Origin of the sequence: Brevibacterium iodinum ATCC 49514 (genome assembly GCF_900169265.1) — a bacterium.
Lineage (GTDB): Bacteria > Actinomycetota > Actinomycetes > Actinomycetales > Brevibacteriaceae > Brevibacterium > Brevibacterium iodinum.
This window is the reverse complement of sequence record NZ_FXYX01000006.1, coordinates 1-13,238: the sequence shown is the minus strand read 5'-3', so window position 1 is coordinate 13,238 and position 13,238 is coordinate 1. Positions and strand designations below refer to the sequence as shown.

Below are 13,238 nucleotides of genomic sequence, written 5' to 3'. Positions count from 1 at the left end.
GACCTGCCCGCCCCACCTCAGACGCTCATCAGCCGCTCATCAGAGGCTCAAAGGCACACTGGATTCGTCGGTCAGCGCGAGGAATCCGAAGGTCTCCTGCAGATAGAGTTCGACGGTCTCGCTGTCGTGGCTGTAGTAACCGATCGACAGGTCCTGGCCGAGGTGGAGCTCGTAGTCACCCCCGCGCGTGGAGACGAGCAGCGCCCCTTCGAGCGCGGGCACCCAGATGATCTCTCCGGCGCCGAGCTGCCGGGGGAGGTGCTCGCGGATCGGGTAGCCGTGGGCGGTGGACTCGGAGACCTTGGTGTACTCCGCGGAGGAGAGCAACAGGCTGTAGGGCCCGTCGACTCCCACCGTGCGCAGCACACTCAGCGCCTGGGCGACGGCGTCCGCGAAGTCCTCGACGGCGTCGGGGATGGCCACTGCGGCATTCGAGCTGCCGGGAACGATTCCGCCGATCCCGGCCGCATCGAGCCCGTGGAGAATGGCCCGATCTTCAGCCATCGCGATCGTCGTGGCCGCATCCTTGACGGGCTGCCAGTCCGAGTCACCGGACCCGCGGGCCACGTCATCGATGGCCTGCCGAGTCACGGTGAATGGGGTCCGCAGCTCGATGTATTCCTGCACGATGCGCTGCTTGACCTGCAGTCCGCTCGTCTCCGACTGGACGTCTCGGATGTGGCCGGTGGTCACCGCGGAGGTCTCGAAGCCCGTGGGCCCTTCGACATCGACGATCCGGCGGCCGGCGATATTGCGTTTGAATGTCCGCCGAGCCTCCTCCTCGATCTCCGCCCAGGCCGGGCCGGGGATGGGGGCAAGCTCGCGATAGAGGTTATTCACTGGTCTCTCCTTCTCAGGCTGCCGATGCCGAGGCTGTCGTCGGCCGGTGCGGGGTCGTCGGCTGATGCGGGATTGGGTGGGTCTGTTTCCTCGACCCTCGCCGAGGCGGAGGCCGGGTCGTCGTTCTGCGCATCGGATGGCTCGGCGGCGGCGAGCTCTCCGTCGGGATCGTCGAGGAAATCCTGGGAAGGGACGAAGAAGAGGCCGCCGGTCTGCGCGGTCGAGAAGTCGAGGATCCGATCGTAGGTGCCGCGGGGGTTGCCGATGAACATGTTCTCGAGCATCTGTTCGGTCACGCTGACGTCGGCGGCGCAGCCGATGAAGTAGGTCCCGAACTCGCCGGACTCGACCGATCCGAAGACCATATTGTCACGCACAATCTTGTGCTCGATCCCGTCTTCGTCCTCGATCGTGTTGAGGATGAGATGGGAGTTCGGCGCCTTGTCCTCGTCGGGGAACTCCATATCGGAGAGTTTGTACCAACCGAAGGCCGCCTCCTGGTCCTCGACGCTCAGCGCCTCCCATGCGGCCATGTCGTGGGTGTACTTCTGCACGATCACATAGGTGCTGCTCGCCGGGTCATCTCCACCGGTCGGCGTGAACACCGAGTCCACGGCCTCCTGATCCTCGGGGTTCTCGGCGCCGTCGACGAAGCCCATGATGTCGCGTTCGTCGAAGTAGCGGAAACCGTGCACCTCGTCGACGACGGACACGGCGTCACCGAGTTCGCCGACGAGCTGGCGGGCGAGTTCGAAGCAGAGGTCCATCCGCCGGGCCCGGATGTGGAAGAGCAGATCACCGGGGGTCGACGGCGCGGTGTGGACGTCTCCGCGCTGTTCGATGAAGGGGTGCAGCCCGGCCGGGCGCGGGGCGTCGAACATCCGGTCCCAGAGCTCGGCGCCGATGCCGGTCACGCAGCTGAGGTGATCCTCGCGAGCGCGGAAGCCCACGGACCTGACCACCCCCGCAATGTCGCCGAGGAAGTCCTTGGCCTCCGCCTCGGCGCCGGATCTCACGGTGAGGACGAGGAACACGGCGGCCGGAGCCGGCGGACCCAGCACATGCTGCGGCGTCTTTCCGTTCGGAAAGGCCTCGGTCATGACCGTGACTGCATCATCTCCTCGCGAAGTGAGTTCGCCGTCGACGTGCCCTGCATCATCACAACGGCGCTTGGCTCGCCAGTATACGTTTCGAGCGCGAACATGGAATGACCGTCGAACTTGCTTCTTCTCACCGGTGCTGACCTGCGCTTCTGTCCGCTCCTTGCATCGCCGGAGACGCGTCATAGACTGAAGACGATCACAGAACGGAGGTCACTGATGGCCGCACAGAAGAACGCCCGGGTCCGCCGCATCTACGATGACCCGGAGAACTCCGACGGCACCCGCGTCCTCGTCGACCGGGTCTGGCCGCGCGGAGTCAGCAAGGAAAAAGCCGAGCTCGACGACTGGGCGAAGGCCGTCGCCCCATCGACCGAACTGCGCAAGTGGTACTCCCACGACCCGGAGAAGTTCGAGGAATTCTCACGTCGATACCGAGAGGAGCTCAAAGCCGAGGAACCCGCCGAGGCGCTCGAGAGCCTGCGGGGATACGCGAAGAAGGGCAGGCTGACCCTGCTCACGGCCGCGAAGCGCGATGACATCAGCCAGGCCACGGTGCTCGCGACGATCATCAACGGTGGATGACACCGCGCCGAGGTGGGAGCCACCTCGGCGCCGGTGGGAATCCGAGCTTCAGGGAAGGACACGACCATGGACGAGATCACCCCGGATACGCGTGACTGGGCCGAGGTCATCGACGGCGGGTGCGCCGAATGCGGCTTCACCGGAGTCGAGGACGTCAGCACCGCCCCGGATGAGATCCTCTCCGCCGCCCAGTCATGGGAGGCGGTGCTCAGTCGCGCCGATGCCGGCCAGCGCGCGGATCCGCATCGGTGGTCGGCGCTCGAATACGGGGCACATATGCGCGACGTCCTCGACCTCTTCCGCGAGCGCACCCGGCTGATGATCGCCGAGGAGGGGCCCACCCTGCCGAACTTCGACGGGGATTCGGTCGCCCTCGAATCCGACTACGCCCATGCCGACCCCGCTGAGGTGTTCGCCGGCCTCCGCTCGGCCGCCCAGGGATATTCGGCGCAGCTCGCCGACGTCGCCAACGACGAATGGAATCGCAAGGGATACCGGGCCGATGGTCGCGAGTTCACGATCACCTCGCTGACCAGGTACGGTCTCCACGAGGTCAAGCACCACCTCCAGGATGTGGGTGCCTGAGCCTCGGGGCTGCGCTCAGGAGAAGATGCCCCACACCACGGCCCCCACGACAGCCGCGACGAAGAGCAGCGACCACGGACTGCCGAAGTTGACCGTCCATCCAGTTCAATCCGTCCACGGACGGGCTCACCCGATGGTCACCCCTGTTCTTCCGGCTCCCACAGCTCGATCCGATTCCCTTCGGGATCGGTCACCCAACCGAACCGGCCGATCCCGTCCATCTGCTGGGTCTCCGCAGCCACCTCGGCGCCGGCGTCGCGCAGCTGCCCGAGCATCGCGTCCAGGTCGGCGACGCGGAAATTGAGCATCGTCTGCTGCCGATCCTGGCCTTCCGGCCGCGTCCCGAAGTAGTCGGTGTCGGCTTCGAAGAACCCGATCACGGTCGGTCCCGCCGGCTGCTGCCACAGTCCGTGATCGCCGAAGTCGACCCCGAGTACGTCTCGGTACCACATCGTTATCGCCTCGGGGTCGGAGGCCCGCAGGAAGTATCCGCCGATTCCAGTCACTCTCTCCATGCCCGAATCCTATTCCCGATTCCCAATCCCAGGGATGGACTCAAGTGTCGCGGAATGTCGGGAGACTGTAGTTTGTTACAGGGCACAGATCGTCAACCCGTGAAAGGACGTTCCATGAGCAAGTTCGCTGTCACCAATGCCAACACCGGCGAAGTCGAGGAGGAGTTCGCCTCCGTACCCGTCGATGAGATTCCCGCCTACATCGATCGTGCCCATGAGGCGCACCTGGCATGGAAGGAGACGCCGCTGCATGAGCGCGCGGCAATCCTGCGGAAATTCGCCGATCTCGTCGATGAGAACGCCGATGAGATGACCGACATCATCGGACGCGAGATGGGCAAGATCAAGAAGCAGGGACTCGGCGAGGTCGACAAGGTCGCCCGCACCGCCCGCTGGATGGCCGACAACGCCGCCACTCATCTGTCCACCACTCACCTGGCCGCCGCCGGCGCCGCCAGCAGCTATGTCGAGCACCAGCCGCTGGGCGTGCTGCTGGGCATCATGCCGTGGAACTTCCCGTACAACCAGATCGCCCGCTTCGTGCTGCCCAACCTCATGGTCGGCAATGCCATCATGATGAAGCAGGCGTCGATCTGCCCGAAGTCCTCGCAGTACTTCGAAGACCTCCTCACCGAGGCGGGACTGCCGAAGGGCGTGTACCAGAACATCTACCTCGACTCCTCCCACGCCGAGGAGGTCCTCAAGGACTTCCGCGTCAAGGGCTTCTCGCTCACCGGTTCCGAGGGTGCCGGTGCCTCGGTGGCCGCGATCGCCGCGAAGTACTACAAGCGCGCCGTCCTCGAACTCGGCGGCAACGACCCCGCTGTCGTCCTCGACTCGAAGGACGTGCCCTCGGTGGCACAGAAGCTCGTCGGACTGCGTCTGGCGAACGCCGGCCAGGTCTGCACCTCGCCGAAGCGCATGATCGTCGTCGATGAGCTCTACGACGAATTCGTCTCCGAAGCCGTCAAGGCCGTCGAAGCCATCAAGGTCTCCGACTTCGACGATCCCGAGGTCGGCATGGGACCGGTGTCGTCCGAAGGTGCTCGCGACGAGATCATCGGCATGATCGAGAAAGCCGTCGCCGATGGTGCGACCCTGCTCACCGGCGGCAAGAAGCTCGACCGACCGGGCTGGTTCATGTCCCCGGCCGTGCTCACTGACATCGACCCGCGTTCGGACCTCGGCTGCAACGAGCTCTTCGGCCCGGCCGTGATGATCTACCGTGCCAAGGACGAAGAGGATGCTCTGCGTCTGGCCAATGACACCGAATACGGCCTCATGTCCTCGGTGTGGACCGATGATCTGGAGAAGGGTCAGGAGTTCGGCAAAAAGATCAACGCCGGAATGACGCTGATCAACAGCCACATGGAGTCCGGACCGGAATACCCCTTCGGTGGCATCAACCGCTCCGGCTACGGCCGCGAGAACGCTCAGTGGGCGTTCCAGGCGTTCACCAACGAACACCTCATCCGCGTCCACGCCTGATCTGTTCGTTGCCGGGCCTGAGCCCCGCGCAATAGTCGACGCCCGGTCTGCTGCAAGACATTCGCAGCCGACCGGGCGTTGTCGTATCTGTCGCAGTTGTCGTATCTGTCGTAAGCGGACGAGGCGGGGAGACTCTCGCCCCGATGTCCGCACTGATGCCGATCTGCAGGCGTCTGACAGGCGGTCGTCCAGCCCTCAGCTGGGTCGGGGTCCGACGCGGATCGCGTCGGCGGCGTCGAGGGCGAGCTCGATGCTCTCGTCGCCGATGCTGACCGCGATCGCCGAGGCGGCCGAGCTGATCGATCTCACCTGCAGCTTCGTACCGATGACGATTCCGCGTTCGGTGAGGTACCGCAGCAGCTCGGGCGAACGGTCGGAGACGCGCACGACTTCGACCTCGACGCCCGGGACGGTCTCCTGCAGCCGCCTGCTCGCGAATTCAGCCGTATGCCCGTCGACATCGGGGATCGGGTCACCGTGCGGGTCTCGCTCCGGATTCCCCAGCGCCGCGTTCATCCGCTCGAGCACCAGGTCGGAAACCGCATGTTCGAGCCGGTCCGCCTCATCGTGGACCTGGTCCCAGGTCAGGCCCAGAGCCTCGACGAGGTAGGACTCGACGATGCGGTGGCGCCTGACGATCTCGACGGCGATCTGCCGTCCCACATCCGTGAGCACGATCTGTCCGTAGGGTTCGTAGTCGATGTAGCCGTCGCGGGCGAGCTTCTTGAGATTCGCCGAAACGGTCGAGGCGGTGACTCCCAGCTGCTCGGCCATCTCGGTGGTGGCGGGGCGACCGCCCGGCCATTCGTAGGCTTTCCAGATGAGAGTGACGTAGTCCTCGACCATGCGAGTGACAGCGGGGCGCGGCATGATCGTCATTCTACGCGCGGGCACCGGGCGAATTCGGGTCGGAGGACGCCGTGGCGATCGATTCGCGGTTGGGTTCGGCCGCCTCGGTGATGTCCGACCCACCGAAATCGGCCTGAGGCCTGCGGAACGGGGCCGCGAGGGTGGGGAGGATGTCAGCCCGGTGGAGGATGAGGAAGACGATCGCCAGCACCGCCTGGATCGCGGAGAGGATGCATCGTCCAGACGTGTCCGTGACGAAGAACTGCAGTCCGAAGAGCGCGGCCAGTCCCAGCGCAGGTGCCCAGTGGAAGCGCAGGGCCAGGATGATGGCAACGCCGAGGATGGTCTGCGTGGCCGTGAGTGTGAACTCCTCGATCTGGCGGCCGTCCAGGGGCAGCCCGAGGCCGCCGCCACCGGCGAAGTGGGCGATCGGCAGGGAGCCGACAAGCAGGCTCCATTGGTTGACCTTCGAGGCGATGAGCGTGCCGATGGCCGCTCCGCCCATGCCGCGCAGGGCGAACATCGCGGCGATGATGAACTCGGGCGCCTCCGAGGCCAACGGGGCGAGCCACTGGACGAGGAAGTAGCTGTCGAGGCCGAGGCTCTCACCCGAGGCCACGAGCGCCTCGGCGAACGGTTCGGCTGAGGTGAGGATGATCGCAGCGGAGACGACGAACATCAAGATCACGGTGATCCGACGGGCCTTCTGTGGCATGGCGACGATGAGGGCTGCGGCGCCGACGAACTCCTCTTCTTCGTCTCCGGCGGACTGTCCGGCCCGCCAGAGGTAGGCGGCGAAGATGAGGATGAGTGCCGAGCCGAACCAGATGGGGATACTGCCGAGCAGCGGTATGGCAAAGGCGATCACGCCGAGGATGACGAGGAAGCCGATGTCCATCCGGCTGCCCGAGTCGAGGCACAGGGAGTGCTGGACGGGGGACTTCGTTCGCTTGGCCATGCGACGGGCGACGAGGAGGGCGATGATGACGACGAGCGGCCAGCCGAAGCCGAGCAGCAGTCGGTTGGATCCGGTCATGTTCGCCGCCGCGAAGTGCAGATAGTCGGGATCGGATCCGGATCGGAAAGCGTAGTAGAGGTCCACAGCGTACTCGGGGAGGACAGCGATGAGGGCCAGCAGGGCGATCGCGAGCGCGCCCGAGATGTCCTTCTGCGCCGCCTCGGCTGCCCAGGCCAGCAGGAAGGCGGCAGCGACGATTGCGGCGCCGTAGGTGAGGAGCTCGAGGACCGGAGCGAGTTCGACGCCGGTGACGCGAAGCACCACTGCGGGTGCGGCGATGAGCAGGCAGATCGCGATGCGGCGAAGAATTGCTGTGGGCATGTATCAAGACTTCCCACCGCAGATCGGGTGTGTCTACGGACAACTGAGACTTAGACGTCTCCAACAATTCCGGCAGGTCCCGGGATCGGCATGTTTCTGCGGATCTCGCAGCCTGCCGAGATCAGGGCGTGTGCCTCAGATCACCCGTGTTCGGACAGTGCTGCGGTGAGGTATTTCGCCGAAGGACCCGCACCTGCCGCGGCAACGTCAGCGGGTGCGCCTGCAGCGACGAGCCGTCCGCCGGCGTCACCGGCACCTGGGCCGAGTTCGATGACGTGATCGGCGACGGCCACGACGCGCATATCGAGTTCGACCATGACGACGGTGTTGCCGGCATCGACGAGTGACTGCAGGTGGGCGACGAGGCGGTCGGCATCGGCGCAGTGCAGTCCTGACGTGGGTTCATCGAGCACGTAGAGGGTGTCGCCGCGCCCGGAGCGCTGCAGTTCGCTCGCGAGCTTGACCCGCTGTGCTTCGCCGCCGGAGAGTTCGGTGGCGGGCTGGCCGAGACGCAGATAGCCGAGGCCGACGTCGATGAGCGCAGTCAGCGAACGGATGATGTCGAACTCGCCGGTGAAGAAGTCGTGGGCCTCTTCGACGCTCATCCCTAAGATCTCGGCGATGTTGCGTCCGCGCCACAGGATCTCGAGCGTGCTCGACTGGAAGCGGGTGCCGTGGCAGTCCGGGCACTCGGTATAGACCGACGGAAGGAAGAGCAGCTCGACCATGACGGAGCCTTCTCCTTCGCAGGTCGGGCACCGTCCGCCGGAGACGTTGAAGGAGAACCGTCCGGGTTTGTATCCGCGTTCTTTCGCCTCGGGAGTCTCGGCGAAGCGGCGGCGGACATGGTCGAACAGACCGGTGTAGGTCGCCACATTGGACCGGGGCGTCCGGCCGATGGGGTTCTGGTCGATGCTCACGACCCGACGGAATCCCGTGAGGTCTCCGGTGACGGTTCCGCGCAGCTCTTCGGTATCGTCGACGAGCAGCAGATCATCGCCCTCGGGAGCGGGGTCGTCAGTGGAGGTGGACGTTCCCAACCGGTCGCCGACGATTGCCGGCAGCGCCTGGCTGACGAGGCTGGACTTGCCCGACCCCGATACTCCGGTCACAGCGGTCAGCGCGCCGAGAGGCAGGTCGAGGCTGACATCGTGGAGGTTGTTGCGGCGGATGTTCTCCAGCCGCATCCACCCGTGGGGCTGACGTGGTTCGTGGGGTTCGAGTCCGCGGTTGCCGAATACATAGCCGCGGGTCACCGATTCGTCGACCTCGGCAAGACCGGCAGCGGGGCCGCTGTAGAGGACGTGCCCGCCGCGTTCGCCGGCTCCGGGTCCGATGTCGACGAGCCAGTCGGCATGGCGCATGATGTCGACCGAATGTTCGACGACGAAGAGACTGTTGCCCCGCGCCTTCAGTCCGTCGAGGATGCCCATGAGTGCATCGACATCTTGCGGGTGGAGACCGGCCGAGGGTTCGTCGAGCACATAGACGACCCCGAAGAGGTCGGAGGTCAGCTGTGTGGCCAGCCGCAGTCGCTGCAGCTCTCCACCGGAGAGCGTCGGCGTGGTCCGATCGAGCGAGAGGTACCCGAGCCCGAGATCGCTGATGGGCTTCAATCGGTCGATGAGGCCCTCGCCGAGGCGGACGAACGCGGCGAGCTTCTCCGCCGAGGGGTGATCGTCGACGGAGGAGTGATCCTCGGCGGCCGACTGGCGCCCGGGTGACGACGGCGCGTGATCGCCCGCGTCCATGGATGTTCTCGACTCCACGACGGCATCGCTGAGGATCTGCATAAGTTCATGCAGCGGCAGGGCTGAGAATTCGGCGATATCGAGACCGGCGATCGTCACCGACAGTGCTTCCGGTCTGAGCTTCTTTCCCCGGCAGATCGGGCAGGGCGCAACGGTGAGGAACTCGGAGACCCGCCGCTTCATCGCGGCACTCTTCGTGTTCGCAAACGTATCGAGCACGTACTTCCGAGCTCCGACGAAGGTCCCTGAATAGGTCGGTTCAGCACCAGCAGCGATCGCTTCGCGCGCCTCGGCCAATGTCAGCCGGGAGTGGACGGGAAGGTGCGGGGTCTCCTCGGTGTAGAGGATCCAGTCGCGATGTTCTCGCGGCAGGTCCTGCCACGCAACGTCGACGTCATAGCCGAGGGCGACGAGCACGTCCCGCAGCTGGTGGCCGTGCCAGGCCTTCGGCCAGGAGGCGATTGCGCGCTCCCGGATCGTCAGCGTCGGATCCGGGACCATCTTCTCCTCGGGCACCTCGTAGACGCGGCCGATTCCATGGCATTCGGGGCAGGCTCCTTCGACTGTATTCGTCGAGAACTCCTCGGCCAGCAGCATCGGCTGATCATCGGGGTAGTGGCCGGCACGGGAGAAGAGCATGCGCACGAGGCTGGACACCGTCGTGATGCTGCCGACGCTCGAGCGGGCGCTGCGCCCGCCGCGCTGCTGCTGCAGGGCCACGGCCGGCGGCATCCCCGTGATCGAATCGACGTCGGGGACTCCGGCCTGGTCGATGAGCCTGCGGGCGTAGGGGGCGACGGATTCGAGGTAGCGGCGTTGGGATTCGGCGTAGAGAGTGCCGAATGCCAAGGAGGACTTGCCCGACCCGGACACTCCGGTGAATACGACGAGTGCATCCCGAGGCATGGTGAGATCGACATTGCGCAGGTTGTGTTCCCTGGCCCCTCGGACTCGCACATCCGGTTGGATCTCGGTCGAGGGCATCGGGCCCGAGGACGCAGAGGAGATCATGAGGTCATGGTACCAAGGACGGACCTCGGAGCACCGGCACGGCCGAACGCAGAACCCCTCGTTCCACGAATCGGAACGAGGGGTTCTGTGCGCATCATTGTGCCGCTGTTATGGAGCGGTCATCATTCGGCGGGGCTGGCCTCGGTCGGTTCGACCACCTCGGCGGGGTAGTCCTCCTGGTCCTCGGGCTTGCGGATGAAGAATGCGAGGACGATGGGGACGATCGCGATGACCGTCGCCAGCAGGAACGCGGCATGGCCACCGGGAGCGCCCGCCTCGGGGATCGACTTGCCCTCCGCCTGGCCGGTGTGCAGGGCCGCGGAGTAGATCGAGATGAGCAGTGCGGTTCCGGCTGCACCTGCTACCTGCTGCAGGGTGTTCAGCGCGGCCGAACCATGCGAGTACAGGTGGCGCTCCAGCGATCCCAGAGAGGCGGAGAACAGCGGAGTGAACGATGCGGCCAGGCCCAGCGACATGACGATCTGGACGATGATGAGCAGCCAGATCGGCGTTCCCACGCCGGCCGTCGAATACGCGAACATCGAGGACGCGATCATGATCGTGCCCGGTACGAGCAGCGTCTTGGGGCCTCGGGCGTCGTAGATTCGACCCATCACCGGTCCGAGCAGGCCCATGATCACCGAACCCGGCAGGAGGACGAGGCCGGACTGGGTGGCGCCGAGTCCGACGACGCTCTGCAGGTACAGCGGCAGCAGGGAGAACGTGCCGAACATCGACAGGGCGACGACCGCCATGATGATGACCGAGAAGACGTAGTTGCGCGAATTGAACACACGGAGGTCGAGCAGGGCGCGATCGTCCTTCTGCAGGACGAGCTGGCGCCACACGAAGAGGGCGAGGAAGACCAGTCCGCCGCCGATCGTCGCCCATGCCAGTGCGGTTGTGGACCCGCCGCCGGACTCACCGCCGTGACCGCCGCCGAACTGGCTGAGGCCGTAGACGATGCCGCCGAAGGCGAACACGGACAGGATGATGGAGATGACGTCGATCGGGGCGTGCGTCGACTCACCGAGGTTGGTCATCCACTTCGCACCGAGTGACAGAGCGATGAGCGCGATCGGCAGGATGATGCCGAAGAGCCAGCGCCAGCCCAGCGAATCGAGCACGATGCCCGACATCGTCGGTCCGATGGCCGGGGCCAGCGAGATGACGAGGCCGACTCGACCCATCATCCGACCGCGCGAGTGCGCAGGGACCACATTCATCATCGTCGTCATCAGCAGAGGCATCATGATTCCGGTGCCAGCGGCTTGGACGATCCGTCCGATGAGGAGCAGGATGAATCCCTGCGAGACGAGGCAGATGAGCGTGCCCGCAGAGAACAGCATCATCGCGGCCAGGAAGATCTGGCGCGTGGTGAATCGCTGCAGGAGGAAGCCGGTCGTCGGAATGACGACGGCCATGGTGAGCATGAAGGCGCTGGTCAGCCACTGGCCCTGCTCCGGAGGGATGCCGAGGGACTTGTTGAGTTCGGGGATGGCGATGGCCATCGTCGTCTCATTGAGAATCGCCACGAAGGCAGCCACCAGCAGCAGCCAGATGACCTTCATGCCTGCGGGCTCGATGGTCTCGGGCTGATGAGTCTGAGCGTGTGCGGGTGAGCTGTCGCTGGACAAGACGGTGCTCCGTTCGGGTGTGTCTGTGGTGCCCGGGATGTGGGCGGAGGTCGCACGCAGATGCCGAATCGACGCGCAGACGATTGTCTTAACAGCAACTCAGATTAACGTATTCCCGATTCCCGCCGACAGTGGGGAGAACCCGAAACCGCAGCGACCTTCGTCACTGCAGGCGCGGTCGGCCGGTGGCGACGGCGGCCCGGAGTTCACTCTCTCTTCGATTCGACGTATCGAGCGTTCATTCGGGCGCTGTTAGCGTCGGCAGAGGAGACGGTTCGTCCCAGGGGCGATTCGTCTCTTGGAAAGTCAGTAGAAGTCACACAGTCAAGCGGAACGAACGGATGAGAATGACTCTGAAGAACGTCACCACGAAGACCATGACAGCTGCGATGATCGCCGGTGCCGCCGTGCTCGGCTCTGGTTCGATCGCCTCGGCCGCCGAGCCGGCGGCACCTCCCGCCGCCTCAACAGGCACCGAGACCTCGGCTTCGGCCGCGGACTCCGGCACTGCCTCGGCGAGCCCGGAGGCGGAGAAGAAGTTCTCGAGCATCGGAGACTTCCTCAAGAATTACAAGGGCCAGTCTCTGGCGAACTCCCAGGGCGGCTACGAGGGGGAGTGCGTCAGCCTCATCTCACGAGCCCTCGAAGAAGTCCACGGCGTCGACCACGGAGCTTGGGGCAATGCCGTCGACTATCGGTCAGGCGGCTCCGGTGGAGACAAGATGAAGGCGAACGGCTTCACCTGGCACACCGATCAGAAGTTCGAGAACGGCGACATCCTCGTCTGGGGCGACGGTGCGCACACGACCGCCTACGGCCATATCGGCATCTACTACGAGGGACAGGTCTGGCAGCAGAACTTCAACGGCGACCGCAGCCTGCACACCTATGACGGGCTCATCGACGGCTACCTAGGCTACTGGCGCGCCTGATAGGTGTTCGCAACGACGAAGGCCCCGAACCACATTGGTTCGGGGCCTTCGTTTTACGAGTGCTGTCTCAAAACTACTCGAGTGGAGGTAAGGGGACTCGAACCCCTAACCCTCTGCTTGCAAAGCAGATGCGCTACCAATTGCGCCATACCCCCGAAACGGGTTCACACCCTCACACCGAGTCGGTGTGTTCGGACCATTCGGCTTGGGCACTCTGGTTCTGGTGCCGCCACCCGAAGAACACTCCCAGTCCCACTAACGTGAGACCGCTGAGAATCCATCTTCTCATGATCCTCCTCGAAAGGAAATCCTGTTGTGACAGGACGTGGGCCTACCTGGACTTGAACCAGGGACCTCTTCGTTATCAGCGAAGCGCTCTAACCGCCTGAGCTATAGGCCCTCATCGGGTGAACCCGAAGTAAAATAATACCCACCGACCTCAGCTAAACACAAATCGACGCCCAGTGACCCCTCTCACACCCTCCCAGAACTACTGTGAGTATTGATGGTGGCTGGTCTGGGACTGGCTGGCAGAGTAGGAACTGACCGTCCCATCGATCATCATGACCCTCAGAACTACTGACTCGAACGATGTCCTCGTCGGGA

The 13,238-nt window shown here is 64.8% G+C and carries 11 protein-coding genes and 2 tRNA genes; 4 read left to right on the top strand and 9 right to left on the bottom strand.

Going from position 1 to position 13,238, the window contains the following annotated elements; all coding sequences use genetic code 11:
* Window positions 1-39: 39 nt before the first annotated feature.
* Window positions 40-840 (bottom strand): family 1 encapsulin nanocompartment shell protein, encoded by an 801-nt coding sequence (locus BI49514_RS06300; protein ID WP_101545262.1) that lies wholly within the window; start codon window positions 838-840, stop codon window positions 40-42.
* Window positions 837-1,940, bottom strand: a complete 1,104-nt coding sequence (locus BI49514_RS06295; RefSeq protein WP_101545260.1) for a Dyp-type peroxidase — start codon at window positions 1,938-1,940, stop codon at window positions 837-839. The genes BI49514_RS06300 and BI49514_RS06295 overlap by 4 nt, the downstream gene beginning before the upstream one ends.
* A gap of 219 nt (window positions 1,941-2,159) precedes the next feature.
* Here BI49514_RS06295 and BI49514_RS06290 point away from each other — a divergent pair, with 219 nt between their 5' ends.
* Together BI49514_RS06290 and BI49514_RS06285 are read left to right on the top strand one after the other, a co-directional pair.
* Window positions 2,160-2,525 (top strand): DUF488 domain-containing protein, encoded by a 366-nt coding sequence (locus BI49514_RS06290; protein WP_101545258.1) that lies wholly within the window; start codon window positions 2,160-2,162, stop codon window positions 2,523-2,525.
* A 66-nt stretch (window positions 2,526-2,591) separates the two neighbouring features.
* Window positions 2,592-3,110, top strand: coding sequence for a DinB family protein (locus tag BI49514_RS06285; protein WP_101545256.1), 519 nt, complete (start codon window positions 2,592-2,594; stop codon window positions 3,108-3,110).
* 137 nt (window positions 3,111-3,247) lie between these two features.
* Here BI49514_RS06285 and BI49514_RS06280 read toward each other — a convergent pair whose 3' ends face one another.
* Window positions 3,248-3,625, bottom strand: a complete 378-nt coding sequence (locus tag BI49514_RS06280) for a VOC family protein (protein WP_101545254.1) — start codon at window positions 3,623-3,625, stop codon at window positions 3,248-3,250.
* Between the two features lie 114 nt (window positions 3,626-3,739).
* Between BI49514_RS06280 and BI49514_RS06275 the strand changes: the two genes are divergently transcribed.
* On the top strand, window positions 3,740-5,113 hold the full coding sequence (locus BI49514_RS06275; protein WP_101545252.1) for an NAD-dependent succinate-semialdehyde dehydrogenase: 1,374 nt from the start codon (window positions 3,740-3,742) through the stop codon (window positions 5,111-5,113).
* Window positions 5,114-5,308: 195 nt separating this feature from the next.
* Here the strand turns inward: BI49514_RS06275 and BI49514_RS06270 are convergent, their stop codons facing one another.
* From BI49514_RS06270 to BI49514_RS06255, 4 genes are all read right to left on the bottom strand, one after another.
* Entirely contained in the window at window positions 5,309-5,983 is a 675-nt protein-coding gene (locus BI49514_RS06270) for a metal-dependent transcriptional regulator (RefSeq protein ID WP_101545440.1), read from the bottom strand.
* Between the two features lie 10 nt (window positions 5,984-5,993).
* Window positions 5,994-7,301, bottom strand: coding sequence for a sodium:proton exchanger (locus BI49514_RS06265; protein ID WP_101545250.1), 1,308 nt, complete (start codon window positions 7,299-7,301; stop codon window positions 5,994-5,996).
* Window positions 7,302-7,441: 140 nt separating this feature from the next.
* The gene (locus BI49514_RS06260) at window positions 7,442-10,063 is read right to left on the bottom strand and encodes an excinuclease ABC subunit UvrA (protein WP_101545248.1); all 2,622 of its coding nucleotides are present in this window, start codon (window positions 10,061-10,063) and stop codon (window positions 7,442-7,444) included.
* 122 nt (window positions 10,064-10,185) lie between these two features.
* Window positions 10,186-11,634: an MDR family MFS transporter gene (locus tag BI49514_RS06255; RefSeq protein ID WP_101545438.1), complete on the bottom strand. Its 1,449-nt coding sequence runs from the start codon at window positions 11,632-11,634 to the stop codon at window positions 10,186-10,188.
* A 413-nt stretch (window positions 11,635-12,047) separates the two neighbouring features.
* On the opposite strand from BI49514_RS06255, the gene BI49514_RS06250 reads away from it, so the two are divergent.
* Window positions 12,048-12,632 (top strand): CHAP domain-containing protein, encoded by a 585-nt coding sequence (locus BI49514_RS06250; protein ID WP_101545246.1) that lies wholly within the window; start codon window positions 12,048-12,050, stop codon window positions 12,630-12,632.
* 82 nt (window positions 12,633-12,714) lie between these two features.
* Here BI49514_RS06250 and BI49514_RS06245 read toward each other — a convergent pair.
* Together BI49514_RS06245 and BI49514_RS06240 are read right to left on the bottom strand one after the other, a co-directional pair.
* Window positions 12,715-12,787: transfer RNA gene (locus BI49514_RS06245), tRNA-Ala, on the bottom strand.
* Window positions 12,788-12,958: 171 nt separating this feature from the next.
* Window positions 12,959-13,032, bottom strand: a tRNA-Ile gene (locus BI49514_RS06240).
* Window positions 13,033-13,238: the final 206 nt, after the last annotated feature.

What these genes read in the sequence shown, in the direction of transcription:
- BI49514_RS06270 (WP_101545440.1), bottom strand. Translation starts at nt 5,983, where the DNA reads ATGCCGCGCCCCGCTGTCACTCGCATGGTCGAGGACTACGTCACTCTC.
- BI49514_RS06260 (WP_101545248.1), bottom strand. Translation starts at nt 10,063, where the DNA reads ATGATCTCCTCTGCGTCCTCGGGCCCGATGCCCTCGACCGAGATCCAA.
- BI49514_RS06265 (WP_101545250.1), bottom strand. Translation starts at nt 7,301, where the DNA reads ATGCCCACAGCAATTCTTCGCCGCATCGCGATCTGCCTGCTCATCGCC.
- BI49514_RS06255 (WP_101545438.1), bottom strand. Translation starts at nt 11,634, where the DNA reads ATGAAGGTCATCTGGCTGCTGCTGGTGGCTGCCTTCGTGGCGATTCTC.
- BI49514_RS06280 (WP_101545254.1), bottom strand. Translation starts at nt 3,625, where the DNA reads ATGGAGAGAGTGACTGGAATCGGCGGATACTTCCTGCGGGCCTCCGAC.
- BI49514_RS06275 (WP_101545252.1), top strand. Translation starts at nt 3,740, where the DNA reads ATGAGCAAGTTCGCTGTCACCAATGCCAACACCGGCGAAGTCGAGGAG.
- BI49514_RS06285 (WP_101545256.1), top strand. Translation starts at nt 2,592, where the DNA reads ATGGACGAGATCACCCCGGATACGCGTGACTGGGCCGAGGTCATCGAC.
- BI49514_RS06295 (WP_101545260.1), bottom strand. Translation starts at nt 1,940, where the DNA reads ATGACCGAGGCCTTTCCGAACGGAAAGACGCCGCAGCATGTGCTGGGT.
- BI49514_RS06290 (WP_101545258.1), top strand. Translation starts at nt 2,160, where the DNA reads ATGGCCGCACAGAAGAACGCCCGGGTCCGCCGCATCTACGATGACCCG.
- BI49514_RS06250 (WP_101545246.1), top strand. Translation starts at nt 12,048, where the DNA reads ATGACTCTGAAGAACGTCACCACGAAGACCATGACAGCTGCGATGATC.